Source organism: Bacillus songklensis (assembly GCF_042649685.1).
In the GTDB taxonomy this organism is placed as follows: Bacteria; Bacillota; Bacilli; order Bacillales; family Bacillaceae_H; genus Bacillus_BA; species Bacillus_BA songklensis.
The window spans coordinates 641,193-664,758 of record NZ_JBHRZT010000020.1 but is presented as its reverse complement, the minus strand read 5'-3'; the positions used below and the strand labels follow the sequence as shown (position 1 = coordinate 664,758).

Here is a 23,566-nt window from a genome sequence, read left to right as displayed (position 1 = left end):
ATGTAAGGTGATATACTGTGATTAGTTTTCGATATTGGAAATGTTAGGAGGAATTACAATGGCTATTGTAAATGCTACAGATCAAACTTTTAGTAATGAAACAACTGAAGGTTTAGTGCTTGTGGACTTCTGGGCTCCATGGTGCGGACCTTGTAAAATGATCGCTCCTGTTTTAGAAGAGTTAGACTCAGAAATGGGCGACAAAGTAAAAATCGTTAAAGTTGATGTGGATGAGAACCAAGAAACTGCTGCTAAATTCGGTGTAATGAGCATCCCAACTTTACTTGTATTCAAAAACGGCGAAGTGGTGGATAAAGTAGTGGGCTTCCAACCAAAAGAAGCACTTGCTGAGCGTTTATCTCAACACGCGTAAAAAATAACGCTGCCTATGTACATAGGCAGCGTTATTTTTTTGCAAATACAAGACAATAATGAAAAGGCTTGAAAATCGAGATTGACAATGAGAATCGTTCTCTCTTATAATAAAAATTGTGAATGAAAATCATTATCAATTTTGAGTGATCTACAGGGGGAATACATATGGCAATGAAGTTTAAGCTGCTAGCTGCACTTTCAGTATTATCACTTGCACTAAGTGCGTGCTCTAATAATGAGGAAAGTGCGAAAGTGAACACAGAGAAAAAAGAACAGACAGAAAACAAAGGTAACGAAAAAACAGAAAAAGCACCAGAGACAGAGAAAGAAGAGGCTAATTACGCTGAAGCATTTAAAGAAGCAGTGACTGAACTGGAAAAAGCTAAAGAAGGAAAAGATGTTGACTTTGATAAAGTAATAAACATCTATCAAACAAATTTGCAAACTCTTGTCCAAAAAAGAGATGCAGAATTCCAAGATACTGTTGATCAACACATTACAACTGCATTAGAGGCTGGAAAAGATGGCTCTATGGACAAAGTGGTTGTAAAACAAATTTTTGATAAATTGATGCAAAAGGTATTCTTTACAACTTTGAGACATGAATTTGTTGAGGTTGATGAAAATTGGGGCAACAAAGAGCTTGTAAAAGAGGAAGTAGAAGAGGCGAAGGAATTTTATTCCATCCTGCAATCTACTGTTGAAAAACGTGATGCAGCATACGGAACTGTTTTAGTGGATCAGGTTGCAGGCGGATTTAGTGAAATTGAAAAAGCGGTAGACAACGATGACAAACTAGGATTTCTTCTTGGAAAACAAGTTGTGGATAAGTCATTAATGAAAACCTTTTACTTAGCAACAGGAGCACTTCCAAACGGTTATGCTACGAAAGCAGCGGGTGCTGCAAAAGAAAATGAAGCTGAAGCGAAGGTAGAGCAAGCAGAGGGTTGGGCCTTCTATCAATCTTTATACGGCTACTTACAAAAAAATGCACCTGAAGAAGGAGAGTATATTTTAAAGCAGTTTGATCTGCAAACAGATGTAAAAACATTAGACCCGGCAGCGGTCAATAAAGCATTTGTACGCGGATTCGCAAAAATTGCTTTACATGAGTATGAGGAAAGCCAAGAATATTGGGGACAAGAAAAATCTCCTGTTACCGCTCTTGAAGGAGCATTATTTATTGACATGATTGATAGCGATATTAAATCGCTTTTAGGTGATAAAGCGTATACGACTCTTCGAGATCAGGCGCAAAAATATTTAGAGGCGGCAAAAGCGAAGAATAAAGAAGAGGCTGATCAGCTTCTTGCTCAAATTCAGGCTGCATTAAATACAGTTATCGAAAAGGCAAAATAATATACGAAATAGTGTTTGGGTTTTTGACCATGCTAAAGCTTAACATTGATTTTAGTCCAAAACAGCCATTCGTACGAATGAGTCAATGATAGTAAGCATTAACATCGGTCTTGACAAACATTAGTAAAAAAAGCCGCATCATTGCGGCTTTTTTCCTGTTACAATGATTTGGAAATTGCATAAATGATGATGAAAAGATACCATAAAGATTATGAGTTTATTTTTGATGCAACAAAGAGGTGTCGACCGTGAAGGTATTAATAACAGGGGGGGCGGGCTTTATCGGATGCCACTTGAGCAGGCGTTTTATTGAAAAAGGCCACGAAGTGACGGTGGTCGATATGCTTCACCCTTACTATTCAATTGAACGAAAGAAAAGACAACTTTTTTTTATTGAGGAAGCAGGCAACTTTTCTTTTTATCAACTAAATTTATTGGATGAAGAAAAAACAATGCAGCTGTTTAAGGAGCTTAAACCCGAAGCTGTCGTTCATTTGGCAGCCATTCCGGGAGTGGCGCCTTCTTTAAAGCAACCTTTAGAATACGTTGATTATGATATTAAAGCGACGATCAACGCATTAAAAGCAGCGGGGGAAACAGGAACAAAGCACGTTCTATTCGCATCTTCTTCATCCGTATATGGCAATCAGCATGGGGGACCGGTAAAAGAAGAAATGGCAACAGGTCAAGTTGTTTCCCCGTATGCCGCTGCCAAATATAGCGCTGAATCTTTTTGCCAGGCCTATCAACATTTGTACGGTTTTCAATTAACGATTTTACGTTTCTTTACGGTTTATGGTCCATGGGGAAGACCTGATATGGCGATGGCCAAGTTCATTAAGAAGGCGCTAAAAGACCAGGAAATCCCATTGTACGGTACTCATACAACAAGAGATTATACGTACATTGAAGATATTATTAACGGAATAGAAGCTTCAATGTATCATGAGCATGAAACCGAGATTTTTAACTTAGGTTCTTCATACCCTGTCGCAATTGAGCAGCTTGTGTCCATTTTAACCGATCATTTTCCAAAGCTGAAATCGATCCAAAAAGGAAAACGGGCAGGGGATGTCAATCATACATGGGCTGATATTTCAAAGGCGAACAAATTGTTAGGATATAAACCTCAGGTAACCATCGAAGAAGGTATTCGCCGGACCATTGAATGGTTTAAAGCGTATGAAGCTTATTAAAAAGATTATCTTCATTGTTGGCATCTTACTGGTTTTAGCCTTTTGTTACATATCACTTGAAGCGTTTGATTGGTCAAAATTACACTTTTCGCTTCATTCGCTATGGAATCATCCCCAATGGCTTTTTCTGATGACCTTTTTTTATACACTAGCTTTTTTGTTAAGAGCCATTGCGTGGAAGATGTATATGAAAGGGAAAATTACCCTCTCAAGCGCTGTTGTCTCTCTTTTTTACAGTTTGGCGATCAACCATTTATTTCCTGTAAAAGCGGGTGACATGGTGCGCATTGGCATCATACGAAACAAAAATAAAAATATCGCAATCGATGAGGCCATTCATTCTGTTGTGATGATGAGACTGTTTGACATGCTTTCTTTAATCGGAATAGCAGCCATTGGACTTTATCTAGTAGCGGGTTATATCCGATTTTTCGTTGTTCCTTTTTCTCTTCTTTTTGGACTGGGTCTTTGTTTTTGTTTGGCATTATTCGTTGGACTCAAAAAAGCCCGCCATTTAGGAAGGAGACAATTTGGACTGTTAAGAGAAAGCGTGTTGACGAAACAGTTTCCTTTTCTGTTAGTATTGATATGGTTGAGCTGGATTAGCGAAGGAGTTGTCGTGTATAGTATCGCAAATGTGATCGGTTGCTCATTATCTGCGGTGGAGAGTGTATGGGTTAACAGCATGACAATAGGCGGTCAAGTATTTCAGATTACACCGGGAGGTATTGCTACATACGAGACGATCATGAGCGGGGCGCTCACTTTGATCAAACTGCCTTTGGAAGACAGCTATATTATTGCGTTGACGAGCCATGCTTATAAGTTTATCTATTCTTATGCAGCAGGCATCATCGCCTTGCTTTTCATGCCCATTACAGTAAGTCAATTACGACTGTGGATGAGAAAGAAAGGGGAGAAACAGTCATGAAACAAGCATCCAGTTTTGAAAAAGTGGCAGCAAGGTGCTGGAACTTGCTGAATGAAGGAAAGCCTTTTACTCCTATTTTTGTGACAGGTACCATGTTGCTTTTTTGCGTGTCACAATTGGGAAGCACCCACTTTTTGCAGGCTTTAGGCCTCAGTTTTTTATTGGTCGTGCCGCTTTTAACTATGTACTTCATTTATGATTTTCCATTGTTTTTACGAAATTATTTATGGATTCCGTTCATTATCTATTTAGTTATTTGGAAAGAGGCCCCTATTTCATTGTGGCTTTTTGCCTTGGGACTTTATTTTTTCTTTACCGTGTTCTTTTGGGGGACCCTTTATTACCATCTTCGCATTGGAACTTCATGGCTGAACTTCACACGTTTTTGGAAACTTGTCTTAAAAAACAGTGATTCAACGAGTGGGAATGCCCAAGAGCAAATGCCTAAATTTCTTTTGGTTTTATCGATTTGGACCTATTATCTACATACTTTTAACAATGGGGAAATGAATGCCGGCAGTGATGAGTGGCTGAGACTGTTAGGCTTTTATTTGTTTATTTTTGTCTTCTCTTTTATTTTGCACCGCAATTTATTTGATTGGAAACCAAAAGTCATTCCGACATACACCAACAATGTCCAGCCTGAAAAACCTCTCAGTGAGAAGGTCGTTGTGCTGGTCATCGATGGGATGCGTAAGGAACGTTTTGAGGAAGCCAATACGCCTTTTCTGGACGAGCTTCGCCGCAACGGAACGGACTTTTCACAAATGGAGACTCTATATCCGGCCAGGACGGTTGTCTGCTTTACGTCGATGTTTACGGGAACGTATCCCTTTGAACACGGGATTACGTCCAATATGGTGTGGAAGCTCGGCATTAAAGTCGAAAGCATTTTTGATGCTCTCAGAAAAGTAAACAAAAAAGGTAGATTATTAGGGATTGCCCATTTGGTAGATTCGATGGGAGATGACGTCGAAACAGTCACAGCGGTTATGCATAACGATGTGGCGGACCGGAACATTATCGAGAGAGCCAAAAATATTATGAGTGAGCAAGACCCTGATCTGCTTGTTGTACAGTTGATCAGCACAGATCAAACCGGACACAGCCGCGGTGTGCTGTATGATGAGTATATTCAAAAGATTGAGGAAGCAGATGCCCTGCTGAAAGAATATGTGGAGTGGCTCACTGAAAAAGGAAAAATGAACAATACGACCTTAATTGTTTGTGCCGATCATGGTCAGGCTGATGGGATCGGAGGGCACGGCCATTTGGATGAAGGAGAAAGATATGTTCCGTTCTTTATGCATGGGCCTCATATTAAAAAGGGACATGTTGTGAATGAAAAACAAAGCTTAGTATCTGTGGCTCCGACTATCGCCTATTTACTTGGAGCACCATATCCGAACCATAGCCGCGGTCCTGTGTTAACAGAGGCAATTAGAAAGGAAGAACAAAATTGAGGAAGCAGCAAGTAATCGTATTTTTGCCTGCCCATAATGAAGAGGAAGCAATTGGAGAGGTAATTAGGCGGGTTCCAAGAGATTTTCATCCGCGGGTGGAAGTGAAGGTTCTGGTCGTTGATGACGGCTCGACCGACGGGACGGTGGAAGCGGCGAAAAAGGCAGGTGCTGATTTCATCGTTCAAAATAAGCACAATCATGGACTGGGAGCAGCGGTAAGACTCGGTTTAACGGAATGTGTGAAGCTGGGGGCTGATATTGGAGTGATGATTGATGCCGATAACGAATATCCACCTGAACAAATTCCTGACATATTGGTCCCTATTTTTCAGGGAGAAGCTGATTATACAATGGGTTCTCGTTTCTTAGGAACCATTGATGGCATGAAAATTCACCGACGCTTAGGGAATTATTGTTTCACTCTTTTACAGTCTATTTTACTTAGGATGTGGATTCATGACGGACAGTCGGGGATGAGAGCTTTTACAAGGCAGGCTATGGAACATGCGGAAATTATTCATGACTATAACTATGCGCAAGTTTTGACACTAAATCTTGTACGTAAGGGATTCCGTATGAAAGAAATTCCTATTCGATATCAAGTTCGGAAAACCGGTAAATCGTTCATTAAATTCCATGCTTACATGACCTCTGTCATTCCGGCCATTGTAAAAGAAATGAGCACCCCCGTTTCCAGAGCGGAAATCGTGAAAGACGCCCACTTATTGGTACACGATTAAATGGGATGAAATTTTGAGGAATGTCTGTTTATGATAGAAATCTCAGTTTGTGTGATTTCGTTATAGAAGGTTGGATCATAGAGGTTCTCTTTATGGTCCAACTTTTTTTGCATGCTGTTATTGACAACATTATTGATAATTATTATCATTATCATTGTGGGGGTAAAAAAATGAAAAAATTGAGAAAACTATTCTTATTTTATTTAATGCTAATATTCATTATTAATATTAACACCTTACAAGTGGCGGCCTATTCATATGGTGATCCGAATGAAGAAAAAGTAGCTGAAGTATATAAGGAAATGGTTACAAAGTTAAATAATAATCCGCCGAAGTTTGATGAAGCAAAGGCAGTGTTTGAAACTGTAAAAGAAGAGCTTGATAAGCACATGGGAACAGAGCCATCGGAAACGGTCTTGAAGGATCTAAAAAATGAAGACAGTAAGGCAGTTATTCAAGACATGGAGAAAATTCTTGTTTTGAATATCGCGCGTCGTTTAGAAAGCATTGAAAAAAACTTTAAAGAGTATGATACAAGTAAACGGCTTATAGCGAAAGCATTTGCTACATATGAAGCCTTATCTCCGGTTGTTCAAGGTAAGAATCAGGAATTGGATCGACAAATCAGAGCAGAATTTGATAAGGCCTTACAATCGCTCGGTAACCCTGGGCTGTTCGGGGTAGGCAACAGAGAAGAAGATATTGAGGCATTTAAAGAGAGCAAAGATGCCATTCTTACATCCCTGCAAAAAGAATTTAAGTTGAAAAGCTTAAAAGTAGGGCATTTTTCAGAGAGTGCAACAGAGGAGAATACAGCGAAAAAGGATTGGACGGATCTTTCAAAAATAAAGAACTGGATTCCAATTATTGTAATTGTCGCCGTTATCATCATGATTGTCGTATACTCAATTGTTAAAAAGAGAAAATAAAGATTTCTATGCGGGGAGGGGAGAATAAAAAATGGAAATTCAAGCCCTGTTGATTACATTTCGCGAAGTATTGGAAGCCCTATTGATTGTCGGAATTATTACGACATATTTAAAACGGGTAAACCATCAAAAATATACAAAATACGTGTGGGCAGGCGCTGGTCTTGCTGTTTTAGCAAGCATCGGAGTAGCCATGTTATTTCAGGTGGTTTTCACAGGATTTGCTGCAATGGGAAGTGAAATGTATTTAAAAATTAGTATTATCCTTATTTCTTCTATTTTGCTCACGCAAATGGTTTTTTGGATGGCTAAACATAGCAGAGACTTGAAAAGCAACATGGAAGGAAAAATGGACCAATTTATCTCGACAGGCAATATCATTGGAATGGTTATTCACTCGTTTTTAGTCGTGCTGCGCGAAGGGGTAGAAACCGTATTTTTCTTTGCAGCGATTACAGGTGGAAACATCGGTGCTGCCATGCAAGGATGGGGTGCTATTACAGGAGTGCTTATTGCATCAGTAGTAAGCTATTTCTTCTTTAAAGGTACAATGCGTGTGCCGCTTAAAACATTTTTTAAGGTGACAGGTACGTTTATCATTTTAATAGCGGCAGGCCTGCTCGTTCAGGGAATCTCCATGCTGCAAGATTTAAATATTATTGGCAGTGTTATGCCTCATGTATATGATTTGACTTGGTTTTTACCCGAGCATCCGATTGATTATGATCATTACCTTCGGGATAATGGAGAAGCACCGATTTTATCCGGTGATATAGGGATTTTCTTAAAAGCATTGTTTGGTTACTCATCTATGCCTTCAATTGAAGAGGTCATTGTTTATCTTGGATACTTTGTTGTCATTTACTTATTGATTAATACAAAAAATGCAGGAAAGCAACCTTCAAAGGCAGAAACTAAACAAAAAAAAGATCAGAATGTACAGACGCTTGAATCCCAAACAAAAAATATTATTTAAAAAGTACAAGGCATAATGTCTTGTACTTTTTTATCTATACAGGAGACGAGGTATATGTTAGGAGAATTTTTTAAAAACAAGGGATGTACATTCCGTTTATCGATTATAATTGGCTTTTGTGCCCTTTTTTTGATTTATTACTTTCAATTGAGTTATGCTAGTCCATATGCAGCTTCATGGGACCAGGTTGATTTTGCATTAGCATTGAAACGTTACGATTTATTGGCAATGCAGCCTCATTTTCCAGGTTATCCTTATTTTATTCTTGGCGGGACATTTGTCAATCAGTTTGTAAATAATCCGGCTCAAGCATTAGCCATCTTTAATAGTATAATGATGCTTTCAGCAACAGTTCCCATCTATTTATTAGCAAAGAGGTATCAAACTTTTAGTCAAGCTTGGCTAACAACGGCTTTAATTCAATCGTCAAGCTATATGCTGCTCATTGTTACGCAGCCGATGTCAGAAGGGGCAGCCATGGCCGCATTCTGGTGGTATGGTTGGTCTCTCCATTTAGCGAAGGAAAATCGAAAATTTTTATTTCAAATTATTCCATTGTTTTTATTTAGCATTGTACTCGGAATTCGCTTATCTTATTTACCGTTTGTAAGCGGAATTTTGCTTTTATGGTGGCATGAATGGAAGATATTGAAGAGTTGGAAAAGACTATTTATCCTTTGTTCTTTTGCTGTTTTTTTTCAATTAATCTGGTTATTCGCTGTTATGGCCTCAGAGGGAGGAGTTATTAGCTTTTTTAAACTGGCTCTTTCTTTTACCAATGGACACTTTCACGAGTGGGGAGGAACAGCCGCTACGGATGATCACTCTTTTTTACAAAGAGCCCTGACGTTGATTTTTTACAATATTATTTGGACCGGTATTTGTAGTCAATCATTTCTTATCCTATTTTTATATACTCTTCTCCTTTTCTTTATCTATTTAAAACGGCTTACTCTTAAAGCGGATGCATGGTTAGCAATGATGGGCATCGTCTATTTTATATGGGCCCTGTTTGGGCAAAATATTGATAAACCGCGTCATGTTATACCGGTTGCGGCCATCATTCTGTTTTATTTGTGGAGCTATTTCTGGAGAACGGAGCTTACATTAAAAAAGATGGTGTTTGCAACAGTTGTTTTAACGGTGCAAATTACGATTGGCGCAGTGGACATGAAAAAGCAATCTGACTCTTTACCGGCAACTTACCAGTTAGCGTACGATTTGGAAGATAAACGTGAAGAGTTTGTTTTATATACGTGGGAAGAAACGAGAGTACTAAATTACCTGCAGGTGAATTTTCCTCATCAAGAGGTCTATCGTTTTAACATTTTTTTACAGGGAAAATCGAATTATAAACATGCTACAATTTATCTTACTGACCATGTTTTAAAAGGGTTTGCAGAACAAGGAATTAACATTGAAAATAGGGTGAAAAAAGTACGAAAATATAAATCAAGTAAATTATCAGATCCGGTATATGGGGAAATTACCCTATATAAATGGATAGACTAATAATTGGAGTGATTGAAATGAATAATCACTTAAAAGAAAAGCTGGCTATCTTACCAGATCAGCCTGGCTGTTATTTGATGAAGGACCGATATGGAACGGTCATTTATGTCGGAAAAGCAAAAGTGTTAAAAAACCGGGTACGCTCATATTTCACGGGAAGCCATGACGGGAAAACGTTGCGTCTTGTGAATGAGATTGTGGATTTTGAGTATATTGTTACCTCTTCCGATATTGAGGCTCTTATTTTAGAGATGAATTTGATTAAAAAGCATGACCCTAAATATAATGTTATGTTAAAGGATGATAAGAGCTATCCGTTCATTAAAATTACGGGTGAAAAGCATCCGCGTCTCATTATTACACGAAAAGTCAAAAAGGATAACGGAAAGTATTTCGGTCCGTATCCAAATGCACAGGCGGCAAATGAAACGAAAAAGCTGCTGGATCGCATTTATCCATTAAGGAAATGTTCGACACTTCCGGACCGGGTGTGTTTGTATTATCATATCGGCCAATGTATGGCCCCATGTGTGAAGGACATTTCGGCAGAGCAAAACAAGAAAATTATTGATGACATTAGCCGCTTTTTAAATGGCGGCTATCAGCAGGTAAAAGAAGAGCTGACGGAAAAAATGATGAAGGCTTCCGAAGAGCTGGACTTTGAACGGGCAAAGGAATACCGGGATCAAATAGCCCATATCGAAGCCACTATTGAGAAACAAAAGATGATGCTGGGGGATTTTGTTGACCGGGATGTGTTCGGTTACTCCTATGATAAAGGGTGGATGTGTGTCCAAGTCTTTTTCATCCGTCAGGGAAAATTGATTGAACGTGATGTGTCTATGTTTCCGTTTTATAATGAGCCGGAAGAGGACTTTTTAACGTTTATTGGTCAGTTTTACAACCAAAATAATCATTTTAAGCCAAAAGAGATTTTATTGCCATATACGATTGACGCTTCGCTTGTCGAGCAATTGTTAGAGGTCAATGTTCACCATCCGAAGCGCGGAAAGAAAAAAGAGCTAGTAGAGTTAGCATGTAAAAACGCTAAAATTGCTCTTCAAGAAAAATTCTTTTTGATTGAACGGGATGAAGAAAGAACGATTAAGGCGGTAGAAAGCTTGGGTGAACAGCTTGGTATTGCGGCTCCTCTGCGTATTGAAGCATTTGATAACTCCAATATTCAAGGAACCGATCCGGTCTCCGCCATGATTGTGTTCATCGATGGCAAACCGGCCAAAAAGGAGTACCGTAAATATAAAATTAGGTCAGTAGAGGGACCGGATGATTATGAATCCATGCGCGAAGTGGTTCGAAGAAGATACAGCCGTGTTCTAAAAGACAATTTACCTCTTCCGGATCTAATTATTGTGGACGGCGGGAAAGGACATTTAGCTGCTGTTGAGGACGTATTGGAAAATGAATTGGGCTTGTTCATTCCGACCGCAGGACTTGTGAAAGATGAGAAGCACCGTACTTCTAATTTGATCATGGGACAACCAGCGGAAATTATCACATTGGAGCGAAACAGCCAGGAGTTTTATTTGTTGCAGCGCATTCAAGATGAGGTGCACCGATTTGCGATTACGTTCCATCGCCAAGTTCGTTCTAAATCTGCGTTCCAGTCTGTCCTCGATAACATTCCAGGCGTGGGGGAAAAACGAAAAAAAGCGCTGCTCAAACATTTTGGCTCTGTTAAACGTTTGAAAGAAGCTACGATAGAAGAGATACAAGAAGCCGATATTCCGAGAAATGTGGCAGAAGCTATTTTTGAGAAATTGCAAAGTTAGGGTTGTCAGAGCCCAAAAAGTTTGTTATGATGTAAATAATTTCATATTGATTTAACACTTCATTACGTTGAAGTGAAGATAGAGGTGCGAATTTTAAGAGTAAATCATGGGAGGAGAGTGAGCTCCGGTGAACATGATGGAAAGGAAAATTCGCCGAAGCAAAGGCAGCCTCATTGCTGCTTTTGCTGGTTTTGCATTGAAGAAATGTAGGACTGTCAAGGTAAATGAAACCTTGGAGAGCTATCTCACGTTGCGGAACTTAATTTTACTATTTGTTCATATTAAGCAATGGGATAGTTTTCTATCTCATTGCTTTTTTGTTTTTTAAAGAGGATGTAAACGGGTTCCTAAAACAGCTTTATTTTCAAAATTGGTCTCAACCAATACTTTTTACCTTGAGAAAACCTATCATTTGAAAAGCCTATATGAAAAATGAATAGTAAAGGATGGTCCAGTATGGCATTAATTGTTCAAAAATTTGGCGGTACATCAGTCGGTTCTGTTGAGCGCATTCAAAATGTAGCCAATCGCGTCATTGCGGAAATACAGCAAGGAAATCAAGTGGTGGTAGTCGTTTCGGCGATGGGAAAAACAACGGATGAACTTGTTTCCCTCGCAAAGCAGATATCCGTGAGTCCTAGCAAGAGAGAAATGGATATGCTGATGGCAACAGGAGAGCAAATGACGATTTCCTTGCTATGTATGGCATTAAAGGAAAAAGGATATGAGGCCGTATCCCTTACAGGCTGGCAAGCAGGAATCCAGACAGAAGCGATACACGGTAATGCAAGAATCGAACATATTCAAACAGAGCGTGTCCAAGGTTTGTTGAACGAAGGTCGAATCGTAGTAGTGGCAGGATTTCAGGGAATCACAGCAGATAAAGAGATTACCACATTGGGACGGGGAGGGTCCGATACAACAGCTGTGGCATTAGCCGCCGCTTTACAAGCCGATAAATGCGATATTTACACAGATGTAACAGGTGTATTTACGACAGATCCCCGTTATGTCAAAACAGCAAGAAAGTTACAATCTATTTCTTATGATGAGATGTTAGAATTAGCGAACCTAGGGGCGGGAGTTTTGCATCCCCGTGCTGTTGAACTTGCAAAAAACTATCATGTTTCGCTTGAAGTGCGTTCAAGCATGGAATTGGAGCGAGGAACAATCGTGGAGGAGGAAGCATCAATGGAGCAAAATTTAATTGTAAGAGGGATTGCATTTGAAGATAACGTATCGCGCGTGACAGTAGTGGGAATGGAAGATCAACTACATACACTACCCACTATCTTTACTACATTGGCCAAGCATCAAATTAATGTGGACATTATTATTCAAAGCATCATATCATCCGGTGAACCTTCCATCTCATTCTCTGTCAAGACGGACGATTTACAGAAAACAGTAGATGTACTTTCACAATATGCAGACACATTAGGGTATGAACGCATTGAGCACGAAAGCGGGTTAGCCAAAGTATCGATTGTCGGTTCAGGAATGGTTTCTAATCCAGGCGTGGCCGCAGACATGTTTGAAGTATTGGCAGGAGAAAAAGTTGAAGTGAAAATGGTCAGCACATCCGAGATTAAAATTTCAACAGTGGTGAATCAAGCAGAGATGGTGCGGGCAGTAGAAGTGCTTCACCAAGCTTTCCAATTGGATGCAGAAATGGCAGGCGCAAAATAATAAGATCATCTCGTCAAAAGACGGGGATTGTTATGAAGGAGTGGAAATATGATTAATTTTGGAAAAGTGTCAACTGCTATGGTTACACCTTTTGACCATAAAGGAAATATCGATTTTCCTAAAACAACCAAGCTTGTCAATTATTTAATTGAAAACGGCACCGATTCATTGGTGATTGCAGGAACAACCGGTGAATCTCCTACTTTATCAACAGAAGAAAAATTAGCTTTATTTCGCCATGTTGCAGAAGTTGTAGACGGACGAGTACCTGTTATTGCGGGTACGGGAAGCAATAACACATATGCCTCCATCGAATTGACAAAAAAAGCGGAAGAAACCGGTGTGGATGCCATTATGCTGGTGGCACCATACTATAATAAGCCAAACCAGGAAGGACTTTATCAACACTTTAAAACGATTGCCGAAAGCACATCCCTGCCTGTCATGCTTTATAACGTTCCGGGGCGTGCTGTCACAAATATTGCTGCCGAGACGGTTATAAAGCTATCTAAACTTCCAAATGTTGTAGCCGTTAAAGAAGCAAGCGGTGACCTTGATGCGATGACTGAAATCATTGCTAACACAGATGAGGGTTTTGCGTTATACAGCGGCGATGATGCTTTGACATTGCCCGTATTGGCGATTGGCGGTAATGGAATTATATCGGTGGCCTCTCATATCATCGGCAATGAAATGCAAGAGATGATCAAAGGTTTTGAAAACGGCGAATTAGCAAAAGCCGCGAAGGCACATCAAAAGCTGCTGCCGATCATGAAGGCGCTATTTGCGGCGCCAAGCCCAACGCCTGTGAAAACAGCTTTACAGTTAAAAGGATTAGATGTAGGCTCTGTCCGTTTACCGCTTGTTCCGTTATCTGAGCAAGAGTGCATTGCGTTAACAGATGTTCTTCAATCCATTTGAAATCAGTAAAAAGCGAGGCCCCTTGAGAGACCGATTTTTAGTTTTCTAAACGAATAATGGGGGCTGTCCCATAAGTCTCTAATCAATGACAAAAGTTGATCTTTACTGAAAGGACCCGTCACGGAATCCTCTGATTTTGCTGGATTTTCATGACGGGCCCTTTCAGGAGGATGACTCTATTCGATGATATCTTTTTTATCCCATTTTACCGTAATAAGAACTTTGTTTTGTTTAGCTTTTAATTCTAAGATTGATTCAGCCGTACAACTTCTTTGAAATTGAATTTGCTCGGCGATAAAGCCTGCCTCTAAGTGGAAGGAAGCATTCGGATTATTTTGGATTCTCTTTGTCACAATATCACCCGATAGAATGAATTCCAACTCACGACGTTTTTCTTCGCTAAGAGTAAGGGTACCCCAACCTGCTTGCAGGAAAAAAGCCATAACATCTTGTATTTGCTCTAAAGGGTATTTTCGAGCCAGACTTTTTCCAGACCAATATAAGATTTGGTGGGATTCATTGCCGAGTAAATCTGGCAGTAAGACGTCACGGATCAGGTTATAACCAAAATAAGGAAAAATTTGTTCATCTAAAGTTTCTTCATGTTGTATCGATAAGTTGTTCAATTTCTTCCCCTCTTTCTATAGCTTATATTATATATGAAGGTGATGGTTGTCTCACCCCTTTTTTTGCGAAAAGACAAGAAAGCATCGGTTGTGTGTTGGATTTGTCCAGCTGTGAGCATGAATAAGCTTTCCCCGCTTTTCTTGTTTATAAAGTTTTTATTCACCAAAAAATGACATATGAACACTTAATTAAATATAGATGTAAAATGCATTTACAGATAGATTTTTTATTTATAAGAATGCATTTTTATTCATTTATTAACCAAATAATGTCATTTATTGAAGATTGTTTATTGTTCTTATTTTATACAACATTTATGCCTTGGTTCCTTGACGGGTATAGTAGATGGGAGTACAATAAATTTGTCACATTTATTCGATAAAAAATGCAAAGGTTTTCATTTTTTGTCGACCTATTAATCTATTAAGATGGATGGGGAATCTTGTAATTTTTCCAAAATTCGTTCATTTATCAAAGGGGGTTTAATGTATGGCAACAAACAAGGAGTTTTTCAACCGCAGGCTGCATTCATTGTTAGGTGTCATTCCGGTAGGGATCTTCCTTATCCAGCACTTAGTAGTGAACAACTTTGCGACAAGAGGGCCCGAAGCGTTTAATAAAGCTGCAGGCTTTATGGAGGGTTTACCCTTCCGCTTAGCACTAGAAACATTTATCATTTTCTTACCGCTCTTATTCCATGCAATTTATGGGCTTTACATTGCATTTACGGCTAAGAACAATGTGAGCAATTATAGCTATTTCCGAAATTGGATGTTTTTATTGCAGCGTGTTTCAGGTGTTATTACATTAATTTTCGTAGCATGGCACGTATGGGAGACAAGAATTCAAGTATTCTTCGGCGCACATGTTGATTACGAAATGATGGCTAATATCGTAGACAATCCTGCTATGTTAGCGTTCTATATTGTTGGAATCCTATCAACTGTATTCCATTTTGCGAATGGATTATGGTCATTTGCAGTAAGCTGGGGACTTACGGTAACTCCTCGTTCTCAAAGAATTTCAACATATGTGACATTAGGAGTTTTTGTAGTATTGGCATTCGTCGGTGTACGTGCCATTTTAGCGTTTGCATAATTTGATCCAGTTTTAAAGGAGTGGGGTTACGATGAGTAAAGGGAGAGTTATCGTCGTTGGCGGCGGTTTAGCAGGGCTAATGGCCACAATTAAAATTGCGGAAGCAGGAAAGCAAGTTGATTTATTTTCACTTGTTCCCGTAAAACGTTCTCACTCAGTATGTGCTCAAGGCGGTATCAATGGTGCGGTCAATACAAAAGGGGAAGGCGACTCTCCTTGGGAGCACTTTGATGATACGGTTTATGGTGGAGACTTTTTAGCGAATCAACCGCCTGTAAAAGCGATGTGTGAGGCAGCACCAGGAATTATTCACTTATTAGACCGCATGGGAGTAATGTTTAATCGTACTCCTGAAGGATTGCTCGATTTCCGTCGTTTCGGCGGTACACAGCACCACCGTACTGCATTTGCGGGTGCAACGACAGGACAACAGTTACTTTATGCATTAGATGAGCAAGTTCGCCGTCATGAGGTTGCAGGCCTTGTAACGAAGTATGAAGGTTGGGAGTTCTTAGGGGTTATTATAGACGATGATCGCATCTGCCGTGGTGTGGTTGCTCAAAATCTCACAACCATGGAAATTCAATCATTCCCAGCTGATGCCGTCATTATGGCTACCGGAGGACCTGGTATCATCTTTGGTAAGTCAACAAACTCTGTGATCAATACAGGTTCAGCAGCATCAATCGTCTACCAGCAAGGTGTTTATTATGCGAACGGTGAGTTTATCCAAATCCACCCAACAGCCATTCCCGGGGATGACAAACTGCGTTTGATGAGTGAATCAGCCCGTGGAGAAGGCGGACGCGTTTGGACATATAAAGATGGAAAACCTTGGTATTTCTTAGAGGAAAAATATCCGGCATACGGAAACCTTGTGCCTCGTGATATCGCAACACGTGAAATCTTCCACGTTTGTGTGGATCAAAAACTAGGTATCAATGGCGAAAACATGGTTTATCTTGACCTTTCCCATAAAGATCCGAAAGAGTTGGATATTAAACTGGGTGGAATTATCGAAATTTATGAAAAGTTCATGGGAGACGATCCTCGTAAAGTACCGATGAAAATCTTCCCGGCTGTTCACTACTCAATGGGCGGTTTATGGGTCGATTATGATCAGATGACCAACATTCCAGGTCTCTTCGCAGCTGGTGAGTGTGATTATTCTCAACACGGAGCGAACCGTTTAGGAGCCAACTCATTGTTATCTGCTATCTACGGCGGTATGATAGCGGGCCCTAACGCAGTTCGATATATCAACGGTTTGGAAAAGAGTGCAGATGCGCTGCCATCAAGTTTATATGACGGTTATGTGCAACGAGAACAAGAAAAATGGAATCGCATCATGTCTTTAGATGGCAGCGAGAATGCGTATGTTCTTCATAAAGAGCTTGGAGAGTGGATGACAGATAACGTAACGGTTGTTCGTTATAATGATAAATTGTTGAAAACAGATGAAAAAATCCAAGAGCTTATGGAGCGTTTTGATAACATCAACATTAACGATACAGCGAAGTGGAGCAACCAGGGAGCGACATTTACAAGACAATTGAAAAATATGCTTGAATTAGCGCGTGTTGTGACATTGGGCGCTTACAACCGCAACGAAAGCCGTGGTGCCCACTACAAACCAGACTTCCCGGATCGTAACGATGAAGAATGGTTAAAAACAACAATGGCAAGCTTCACAGGCGATAAATCAGCGCCGGCTTTCCATTATGAAGATGTAGATGTTTCATTAATTAAACCTCGTAAACGTGACTATACAAAGAAAAAAAATGAAAAGAAAGCAGCACCAGAGAAAAAAGAAGAGGGGGTTCGTTAAGCCGTGAGTACGACTATGGTTGAACAAAAAACGATCAAATTCATTATCACTCGTCAAGATGGACCAGATGGAACTCCTTATGAACAAGAGTTCGAAATCCCCTATCGTCCGAATATGAACGTCATTTCGGCGCTCATGGAAATCAGACGTAACCCTGTTGACGCAAGAGGAAATAAAACAACCCCTATTACATGGGATATGAACTGCTTAGAAGAAGTGTGCGGTGCGTGTTCAATGGTCATTAACGGTAAGCCGCGCCAATCCTGTACAGCGCTTGTTGATAAGCTGGAGCAGCCGATTCGCCTGCAGCCAATGAAAACATTCCCGGTTGTTCGTGACCTGCAAGTAGACCGCAGCCGTATGTTCGATGCGTTAAAACGTGTTAAAGCATGGGTTCCAATCGATGGAACATACGACCTTGGACCAGGCCCTCGTATGCCTGAAAAGAAACGTCAATGGGCATATGAGTTATCAAAGTGTATGACATGCGGCGTTTGCCTTGAATCATGTCCAAACGTAAACGACAAGTCTAACTTCATCGGCCCTGCGCCGTTATCTCAAGTCCGCTTATTCAACGCACATCCAACAGGAGCGATGAACAAAGGTGAGCGTTTAGATGCCATCATGGGAGACGGTGGACTCGCGAACTGCGGTAACTCTCAAAACTGTGTGCAGTCATGTCCAAAAGGTATTCCATTAACAACATCGATCGCGGCATTAAACCGAGATACAGCGATTCAATCATTCCGTAATTTCTTTGGAAGCGACCAAGTATAATCAGCCTGATAAAATGGGCCGTCATATGAAATCCACTAAAGTGAAGGGTTTCTGTGACGGCCCGTTTCATATAAAAAATTCATGGGAAACAAGGGTGGAAAAGATGGGGAAAATTAGCTATATTCATAATTTAGAAGAATGGAAGTCTTCTTTTGATGATGTGTATTATGAAACACGCGTGCGTTTTTCCGAAACCGATATGTTTGGTCATTTAAACAATACGGTTCCGTTTATTTATTTTGAAGCAGCGAGAATTCACTTTTTTCAACGATTAGGGTTTATGGCAGAGTGGACCAATCCCCTTTATGAAGCGATGCCTGTTGTAGCAGACTTACAATGTGATTTTATCAAACAAATTTTCTTTGATGAAAAATTGGAAATCTACGTTAAAGCAAATAAAATAGGCAATTCATCTGTGGATCTGCATTACATGATAAAAAACGGACAGGGGGAACTTTGTTTAGCCGGAAGAGGAACAATGGTTCAGATTTCAAAAAAAACAGGTAAATCGATTCCATGGACGGAAGAGATGAAGCAATGCCTTTCGCAAACAGCCGAAATAAAGTGAGGCTAATGTCTCCACTACCCTGCAAACGGGCTCTAATGGACAGTTATCCTCCAATTACTGCTGCTTGAATTGGGAATCTTGCTGCACGTTAAGGAAGACGAAAAATTTTTTTCTTCAATAGAGCCTAACTTCCTAACACGAGTAACCGCTTGAGGCATTTTTACATAAGATATGGTGACTAAATTTATACCCATCCGATAGTTCAACTCTGAATCAGGCAAGGAGGGTTACATTGAAGGAGAAAGATTTTCAACCAAAGCCGTTACTTACGAAAAGAGAACGAGAAGTTTTCGAATTGTTAGTACAAGACAAAACAACAAAAGAAATCGCGAGTGATCTATTCATTAGTGAGAAAACAGTTCGAAACCACATCTCGAATGTAATGCGTAGTGATTGCAAACTGATGTAAAGGAAAGAATTTTCTTTATTATCTACAGAAGCAAAAGTAAATAGAACTTGTCTGGTGGCTGTCGTTCGCCTATACCATTCGAAAGTCGCAAAAAGAAGAAACCAGTAAACTTGTGGCACGAAAACCAAGTGTCAAAAAACCAAAAACAAGACGGCAAGACCATACGAATTTCGTATCAATCGTAGGGACTACGAGGGTAGCCTGCTAAGAAACTGGTGGATACACTAGTGTTCGCAGGAATCTCTCACTTCAAGCGTTAGCTAAGTGGGAGTAGTTCAATGGGTATACCTTATCATGAAATCGGAAGAAAGAACTTGAAAGAAGTAGGATAGTCCACTTCATCTACTGACATATAGTAGCAATGAGGTGAGGTGGATGAAAAGCTCATCACCACTGAAGCTAGGTAAAGAGACATATGGAACCCTAAAAGTGGATGAAACTTTCAAGACAGCCTTGGAAGCATTCTTTTCGAGTCAGAAACAATACGTTGAGTTGAATAATGTAAAAGAGCAACCAAATTCCTAAAAAGGGTTTGGTTGCTTTTTTCTTAATTGAATAAGGAGAGGATGCGGTCCAGAATGAAGATATCTATAATCTCTGGTACCGTGGCATATGGCATGGATGGCTAACAGGCGGCGTTACTTTGATAAGCAAGCTGTCTTTTTTATTGAGCGAACGGGTGGGGCGTTTGGTGAATTAATTAAATATTTATAATCAATTAACATTAGTTAAATAAAATTATGTTAACTTTAAATTGTAACGATGAAGGCAACGATATTCTATTTAGAATAGGATGTGTTAGATAAAATGGTTACTAAAGTGGGCATAAATTTTTTACTTATAATGGTGCATTTCTACTTGGTTTGAGTAGCACCAAAAAATTTTTTATCTTGTAATAAGAATTAAATCATAAAATCAGACGTCAGCAAAAATAATGCTGGCTTTTTTTATTGTGCAAGAACAGGGCACAACACAACTACTCAATAAACGTAACAGGTTCATATTGAACTACTGGGGGCATTATTTAAACAAAACAGACAAAAGGACTGAGTAAATATAACTTAGTCCCTTCATTGTAAAAATAAAAGAATAGGATTATCTCGGTTTTCACCGCGAATTAGGATCGTCTGTTCTAACCCTCCTAATTGAACCTTTTCAAACGCTGCAATAGAATTTGGATAATTATCTTTGTAACTCCTTGTTTTACGTACGAACAAAAATAAATCCTCCCCTTTCGAAATTGGTAAAGATATGTCTCCACATTTTCTATATTTTTTTTTAAAACGATATATTCCAATCTTCTATTCCCCAACAACTGACGCAGTTTTTCATATTGAGCTCCCATGGAAGAACAGAATTTCTTCTATAATCTGCGGTGCCGTAAAGTGGGGCATGGTTGGCTAACGTAGATAGTTGAATAAGAAAATGATCGGGAAAGATAATTATTAACAAAAAACAGCTAGGTAATTGAATAAGAGCCAGATGTAGATTACGATGAATTGGTAGCCGTGGAACAAGGAAAGTATATAAGAACTTTTAAGGAGGAAATGATTATGAAATCTTCTATATCGAATGAAATCCAAGCACTCTATCAACAACTATTAGATGCATGGAACAACCGCAGTGCCCGTGCAATGGCTGATTTGTTCACAGAGGATGGCGAGAGTATTGGTTTTGATGGGAGTCAGTCGATTGGACGTGATGAGATATTTTTACACCTCAACCCGATCTTTGAAGATCACCCCACTGCTCAATTTGTAGGCAAAGTTAAAGGTGTGCGCTTTCTGGGTTCTGATATAGCCATTTTACGTGCTATAGCAGGTATGGTGCCTCCTGGACAATCAGACATCAACCCTAAAGTCAATACACATCATACTCTAGTTGTCGTAAATAACGAAGGAAATTGGCGTATCCAACTTTTTCAGAATACCCCAGCTCAGTTTCATGGAAGACCTGAGTTAGTTGAACAAATGACAGAAGAGTTAAGACAGTTACTTACGTGAGTCCACAGTTCAACTCAGGTTCATGATATTTTTACACTAAAAGCAAATGTTATTCAACAAACGGGGGCAGGTCAATAAGATTCATTTATTATGAATTAATATATGTGTGACAAAATAATAAATTTTTTGGCATGCGTTGTTCTTTATTTAGGTTATAATAATTTAATTAATACAGAAAAAGGTGTGGACTAAAAATGACCTTGGTTTTCAATGTTTCTGACTACTTAATTGAAAATGCAGAATCTCTGGCTGTTGAAATCGTTGAAGGTGTTCTTCATAAAATGAAATTAGAGATTCCTGAATGGGAAAAAGAACAAGCAATCACCATGTATATTGAGTTTATGGGATTTTTAGGGAAATCCCTTATTGATGATAAAGAGGGAGTGCCGGAAGACCTTATTGTATGGAGTAAAAAAAATGGAGAAAGGGAGGCATCTTCAGGGGGAAGAATTTCAGAGATTATTGTTCGTTATCCACCAACACGAGACATCTTTACTGAAATTCTAACGAGAATTAGTTTAGAGTTTGGACTTTCGATAAAAGAAACGGCTTTTATTATAAAGCGGATAAACGCAATGCTGGATATAAGCCTTAATGAAACTGTTTTCGCATTCGAACGCCTTACTGATAAAATTATGGATGAGACGCAAAGGGAAATGGCAGAATTATCAGCACCCATTGTACCGGTTAAAGATGGTATTGCGGTTCTCCCCTTGATTGGTGCTATCGATTCTTATAGGGCAACATATATTTTAGAGAAAGTTGTTCCCCAAATTGCTGAACTACAGGTAAATCATCTTATTGCTGACTTTTCAGGCATTTTGACTATTGATATAGAAATTGCACGTTATCTGTACCAAATAGAAAACGTTCTTCGTTTGTTAGGGATAAATACAATTGTAACAGGTCTACGCCCTGAATTAGCTCAGACCGTTGTAAATGGCGGAATTGATATGTCATCTATTAAAACCTTTGCACATGTTAAGCAAGCATTGGAAAGTGTAAAATAACAATTATCTTATACAAATTTTTATAACCGCCTTGTCTTACCATAGCATCACTTGTTGAACCGATGCGTTAGTTAAATAAGAAATAATAAAATTAAAGGTCAATTGTTGAAATAGATTAAGAGTAGATAATCAATTAATTTTGCTTCTCTAAACAATTAAAAATATAATTGTAACTATATTACACCCGGATTTTGAGAGGGGGATTTTCTTATATGGATACAAAATCTAAACTTAATATAGGTGGACTTAACTTCGAATGGAATTTAGAGAAAGGACAGTTTCTTTTTGAAGGTGAAGATGCTGTACTTTTCTGGATTTCTTCCGCAATGAAAACGTTGTTTGATACGATCGAAGAAATTTCTGGAGAAGAAGCAACGAATCTTGTTCTGGAGACAACTGGCTTTCGCCAAGGATTAGTGGTAGGGGAATACTTTCGGAATATGAAGAGTGTAAGTGTATTTGAAGCTGCTGAGCTAATCACTAATACCTATGCCTCCGCTGGGTGGGGCAAGATCTCTATTCGGGATTTAAATCCTGAAAACAGAACATTAGTTACTCAGTTGAAGGATAGTTGGGAATATAAAATCAACCTGGCACAAGGAAAGAAAACGGGAGGAAATTTTGTGCCTGCTCACTATGCCGGAATATTTACAGGTTTGTTCGGAACAAATATTTGGTATAAGGTGATTCAACATCAGATAGAGGGATATGAATATAGTGTAGTTGAATACTTTCCTTCGAATATCAATGTTGCACAAAATATTCACCAGTTAGCTAGAAAAAAAGAAGCAGAACAAATTCAACAATTAGAAGGTCTTGTAGAAGAAAAAACCAAAGAACTACAAGATCTTGTTAAGGCACTTTCCTCACCAATCATTCCCGTCCTCGAAGGAATTGTTGTGGTTCCACTACTAGGCAGATATGACAATGATCGGGCTGAGGATCTCATTGTCAATACTTTAAATAATCTCCCAAAATACAAGGCGAAGTATCTTCTTTTGGACCTGACTGGATTGGATAAAGATATTACAGAGTATACGGCAAGTGTAATTGAGAAACTGGGTTCTGCTGCTTCTCTAATTGGAACGGAAACCCTTTTAGTGGGAATCTCTGCCGAATTGAGTCTAATTATCTCTCAAACAGATATCAATTTATCCTCATTTGACAGTTTCCAAACCCTGCAACATGGGATTTATTATGCATTAGGACAGAGTGGCCGGAGAATAATTTAAGAAATCATTCTTATTATGACCAACAGAGGGGTTAATTGAAGAAGAAATTGCATAAATGCCCACTTTTTTATGAGCCACAAGACTTCTTCATAAGCCGAAAACGTTGATTCATCAGGGATGTATAAAATGATGC

Annotated in this window: 22 protein-coding genes and 1 riboswitch; of the genes, 20 read left to right on the top strand and 2 right to left on the bottom strand. The window is 39.3% G+C overall.

The window, feature by feature from the left end; genetic code table 11:
- The first annotated feature begins 58 nt into the window (after window positions 1-58).
- The 12 genes from trxA (at window position 59) to dapA (ending at window position 13,881) form a co-directional block, all read left to right on the top strand.
- Window positions 59-373, top strand: coding sequence for a thioredoxin (trxA, locus tag ACFOU2_RS06375; protein ID WP_377913300.1), 315 nt, complete (start codon window positions 59-61; stop codon window positions 371-373).
- A gap of 167 nt (window positions 374-540) precedes the next feature.
- Window positions 541-1,734, top strand: coding sequence for a hypothetical protein (locus ACFOU2_RS06370; RefSeq protein WP_377913298.1), 1,194 nt, complete (start codon window positions 541-543; stop codon window positions 1,732-1,734).
- 248 nt (window positions 1,735-1,982) lie between these two features.
- The gene (locus ACFOU2_RS06365; protein WP_377913296.1) at window positions 1,983-2,930 is read left to right on the top strand and encodes an NAD-dependent epimerase/dehydratase family protein; all 948 of its coding nucleotides are present in this window, start codon (window positions 1,983-1,985) and stop codon (window positions 2,928-2,930) included.
- Window positions 2,917-3,861: a lysylphosphatidylglycerol synthase transmembrane domain-containing protein gene (locus ACFOU2_RS06360; protein ID WP_377913294.1), complete on the top strand. Its 945-nt coding sequence runs from the start codon at window positions 2,917-2,919 to the stop codon at window positions 3,859-3,861. The genes ACFOU2_RS06365 and ACFOU2_RS06360 overlap by 14 nt, the downstream gene beginning before the upstream one ends.
- Window positions 3,858-5,324 carry an alkaline phosphatase family protein gene (locus ACFOU2_RS06355; protein ID WP_377913292.1) on the top strand — a complete coding sequence of 489 codons (1,467 nt, stop codon included), beginning with the start codon at window positions 3,858-3,860 and terminating at the stop codon, window positions 5,322-5,324. Before ACFOU2_RS06360 ends, ACFOU2_RS06355 begins: the two co-directional genes overlap by 4 nt.
- Window positions 5,321-6,064 (top strand): glycosyltransferase family 2 protein, encoded by a 744-nt coding sequence (locus ACFOU2_RS06350; protein ID WP_377913290.1) that lies wholly within the window; start codon window positions 5,321-5,323, stop codon window positions 6,062-6,064. The genes ACFOU2_RS06355 and ACFOU2_RS06350 overlap by 4 nt, the downstream gene beginning before the upstream one ends.
- Before the next feature lie 170 nt (window positions 6,065-6,234).
- The gene (locus tag ACFOU2_RS06345) at window positions 6,235-6,993 is read left to right on the top strand and encodes a hypothetical protein (protein WP_377913288.1); all 759 of its coding nucleotides are present in this window, start codon (window positions 6,235-6,237) and stop codon (window positions 6,991-6,993) included.
- A 31-nt stretch (window positions 6,994-7,024) separates the two neighbouring features.
- Window positions 7,025-7,969, top strand: coding sequence for an FTR1 family iron permease (locus ACFOU2_RS06340; RefSeq protein ID WP_377913286.1), 945 nt, complete (start codon window positions 7,025-7,027; stop codon window positions 7,967-7,969).
- 54 nt (window positions 7,970-8,023) lie between these two features.
- A complete protein-coding gene (locus ACFOU2_RS06335; protein WP_377913284.1) occupies window positions 8,024-9,481 on the top strand; it encodes a nucleoporin-interacting protein in 1,458 nt (485 codons plus the stop codon).
- 17 nt (window positions 9,482-9,498) lie between these two features.
- Window positions 9,499-11,271, top strand: a complete 1,773-nt coding sequence (gene uvrC, locus ACFOU2_RS06330) for an excinuclease ABC subunit UvrC (RefSeq protein ID WP_377913282.1) — start codon at window positions 9,499-9,501, stop codon at window positions 11,269-11,271.
- A 71-nt stretch (window positions 11,272-11,342) separates the two neighbouring features.
- Window positions 11,343-11,522: riboswitch (Lysine riboswitch) on the top strand.
- 205 nt (window positions 11,523-11,727) lie between these two features.
- Window positions 11,728-12,960 carry an aspartate kinase gene (locus ACFOU2_RS06325; protein ID WP_377913280.1) on the top strand — a complete coding sequence of 411 codons (1,233 nt, stop codon included), beginning with the start codon at window positions 11,728-11,730 and terminating at the stop codon, window positions 12,958-12,960.
- A gap of 48 nt (window positions 12,961-13,008) precedes the next feature.
- Window positions 13,009-13,881, top strand: coding sequence for a 4-hydroxy-tetrahydrodipicolinate synthase (gene dapA, locus ACFOU2_RS06320; protein WP_377913278.1), 873 nt, complete (start codon window positions 13,009-13,011; stop codon window positions 13,879-13,881).
- A 176-nt stretch (window positions 13,882-14,057) separates the two neighbouring features.
- Here dapA and ACFOU2_RS06315 read toward each other — a convergent pair whose 3' ends face one another.
- Window positions 14,058-14,507 (bottom strand): YslB family protein, encoded by a 450-nt coding sequence (locus ACFOU2_RS06315; protein WP_377913276.1) that lies wholly within the window; start codon window positions 14,505-14,507, stop codon window positions 14,058-14,060.
- Window positions 14,508-14,997: 490 nt separating this feature from the next.
- Here ACFOU2_RS06315 and ACFOU2_RS06310 point away from each other — a divergent pair, with 490 nt between their 5' ends.
- From ACFOU2_RS06310 to ACFOU2_RS06290, 5 genes are all read left to right on the top strand, one after another.
- Window positions 14,998-15,606, top strand: coding sequence for a succinate dehydrogenase cytochrome b558 subunit (locus ACFOU2_RS06310; RefSeq protein ID WP_377913274.1), 609 nt, complete (start codon window positions 14,998-15,000; stop codon window positions 15,604-15,606).
- Window positions 15,607-15,637: 31 nt separating this feature from the next.
- On the top strand, window positions 15,638-17,434 hold the full coding sequence (gene sdhA, locus ACFOU2_RS06305) for a succinate dehydrogenase flavoprotein subunit (protein ID WP_377913272.1): 1,797 nt from the start codon (window positions 15,638-15,640) through the stop codon (window positions 17,432-17,434).
- A gap of 15 nt (window positions 17,435-17,449) precedes the next feature.
- Window positions 17,450-18,211: a succinate dehydrogenase iron-sulfur subunit gene (gene sdhB, locus ACFOU2_RS06300; protein ID WP_377913614.1), complete on the top strand. Its 762-nt coding sequence runs from the start codon at window positions 17,450-17,452 to the stop codon at window positions 18,209-18,211.
- Window positions 18,212-18,314: 103 nt separating this feature from the next.
- A complete protein-coding gene (locus ACFOU2_RS06295) occupies window positions 18,315-18,779 on the top strand; it encodes an acyl-CoA thioesterase (protein ID WP_377913270.1) in 465 nt (154 codons plus the stop codon).
- 232 nt (window positions 18,780-19,011) lie between these two features.
- Window positions 19,012-19,188: a helix-turn-helix domain-containing protein gene (locus tag ACFOU2_RS06290; protein ID WP_377913268.1), complete on the top strand. Its 177-nt coding sequence runs from the start codon at window positions 19,012-19,014 to the stop codon at window positions 19,186-19,188.
- A 1,070-nt stretch (window positions 19,189-20,258) separates the two neighbouring features.
- Here ACFOU2_RS06290 and ACFOU2_RS06285 read toward each other — a convergent pair.
- The gene (locus ACFOU2_RS06285; protein ID WP_377913266.1) at window positions 20,259-20,405 is read right to left on the bottom strand and encodes a hypothetical protein; all 147 of its coding nucleotides are present in this window, start codon (window positions 20,403-20,405) and stop codon (window positions 20,259-20,261) included.
- A gap of 336 nt (window positions 20,406-20,741) precedes the next feature.
- Here ACFOU2_RS06285 and ACFOU2_RS06280 point away from each other — a divergent pair, with 336 nt between their 5' ends.
- The 3 genes from ACFOU2_RS06280 (at window position 20,742) to ACFOU2_RS06270 (ending at window position 23,433) form a co-directional block, all read left to right on the top strand.
- Window positions 20,742-21,191 (top strand): SgcJ/EcaC family oxidoreductase, encoded by a 450-nt coding sequence (locus tag ACFOU2_RS06280; protein ID WP_377913264.1) that lies wholly within the window; start codon window positions 20,742-20,744, stop codon window positions 21,189-21,191.
- Between the two features lie 194 nt (window positions 21,192-21,385).
- Entirely contained in the window at window positions 21,386-22,201 is an 816-nt protein-coding gene (locus ACFOU2_RS06275; RefSeq protein WP_377913262.1) for an STAS domain-containing protein, read from the top strand.
- 212 nt (window positions 22,202-22,413) lie between these two features.
- Window positions 22,414-23,433: an STAS domain-containing protein gene (locus tag ACFOU2_RS06270; protein WP_377913260.1), complete on the top strand. Its 1,020-nt coding sequence runs from the start codon at window positions 22,414-22,416 to the stop codon at window positions 23,431-23,433.
- Window positions 23,434-23,566 lie beyond the last annotated feature (133 nt).

Excerpts from the sequence above, each read along its gene's own strand:
- trxA (WP_377913300.1), top strand. The coding sequence starts at position 59 with ATGGCTATTGTAAATGCTACAGATCAAACTTTTAGTAATGAAACAACT.
- ACFOU2_RS06370 (WP_377913298.1), top strand. The coding sequence starts at position 541 with ATGGCAATGAAGTTTAAGCTGCTAGCTGCACTTTCAGTATTATCACTT.
- ACFOU2_RS06360 (WP_377913294.1), top strand. The coding sequence starts at position 2,917 with ATGAAGCTTATTAAAAAGATTATCTTCATTGTTGGCATCTTACTGGTT.
- ACFOU2_RS06355 (WP_377913292.1), top strand. The coding sequence starts at position 3,858 with ATGAAACAAGCATCCAGTTTTGAAAAAGTGGCAGCAAGGTGCTGGAAC.
- ACFOU2_RS06345 (WP_377913288.1), top strand. The coding sequence starts at position 6,235 with ATGAAAAAATTGAGAAAACTATTCTTATTTTATTTAATGCTAATATTC.
- ACFOU2_RS06340 (WP_377913286.1), top strand. The coding sequence starts at position 7,025 with ATGGAAATTCAAGCCCTGTTGATTACATTTCGCGAAGTATTGGAAGCC.
- ACFOU2_RS06335 (WP_377913284.1), top strand. The coding sequence starts at position 8,024 with ATGTTAGGAGAATTTTTTAAAAACAAGGGATGTACATTCCGTTTATCG.
- uvrC (WP_377913282.1), top strand. The coding sequence starts at position 9,499 with ATGAATAATCACTTAAAAGAAAAGCTGGCTATCTTACCAGATCAGCCT.
- ACFOU2_RS06325 (WP_377913280.1), top strand. The coding sequence starts at position 11,728 with ATGGCATTAATTGTTCAAAAATTTGGCGGTACATCAGTCGGTTCTGTT.
- dapA (WP_377913278.1), top strand. The coding sequence starts at position 13,009 with ATGATTAATTTTGGAAAAGTGTCAACTGCTATGGTTACACCTTTTGAC.
- ACFOU2_RS06310 (WP_377913274.1), top strand. The coding sequence starts at position 14,998 with ATGGCAACAAACAAGGAGTTTTTCAACCGCAGGCTGCATTCATTGTTA.
- sdhA (WP_377913272.1), top strand. The coding sequence starts at position 15,638 with ATGAGTAAAGGGAGAGTTATCGTCGTTGGCGGCGGTTTAGCAGGGCTA.
- sdhB (WP_377913614.1), top strand. The coding sequence starts at position 17,450 with ATGGTTGAACAAAAAACGATCAAATTCATTATCACTCGTCAAGATGGA.
- ACFOU2_RS06295 (WP_377913270.1), top strand. The coding sequence starts at position 18,315 with ATGGGGAAAATTAGCTATATTCATAATTTAGAAGAATGGAAGTCTTCT.
- ACFOU2_RS06280 (WP_377913264.1), top strand. The coding sequence starts at position 20,742 with ATGAAATCTTCTATATCGAATGAAATCCAAGCACTCTATCAACAACTA.
- ACFOU2_RS06275 (WP_377913262.1), top strand. The coding sequence starts at position 21,386 with ATGACCTTGGTTTTCAATGTTTCTGACTACTTAATTGAAAATGCAGAA.
- ACFOU2_RS06270 (WP_377913260.1), top strand. The coding sequence starts at position 22,414 with ATGGATACAAAATCTAAACTTAATATAGGTGGACTTAACTTCGAATGG.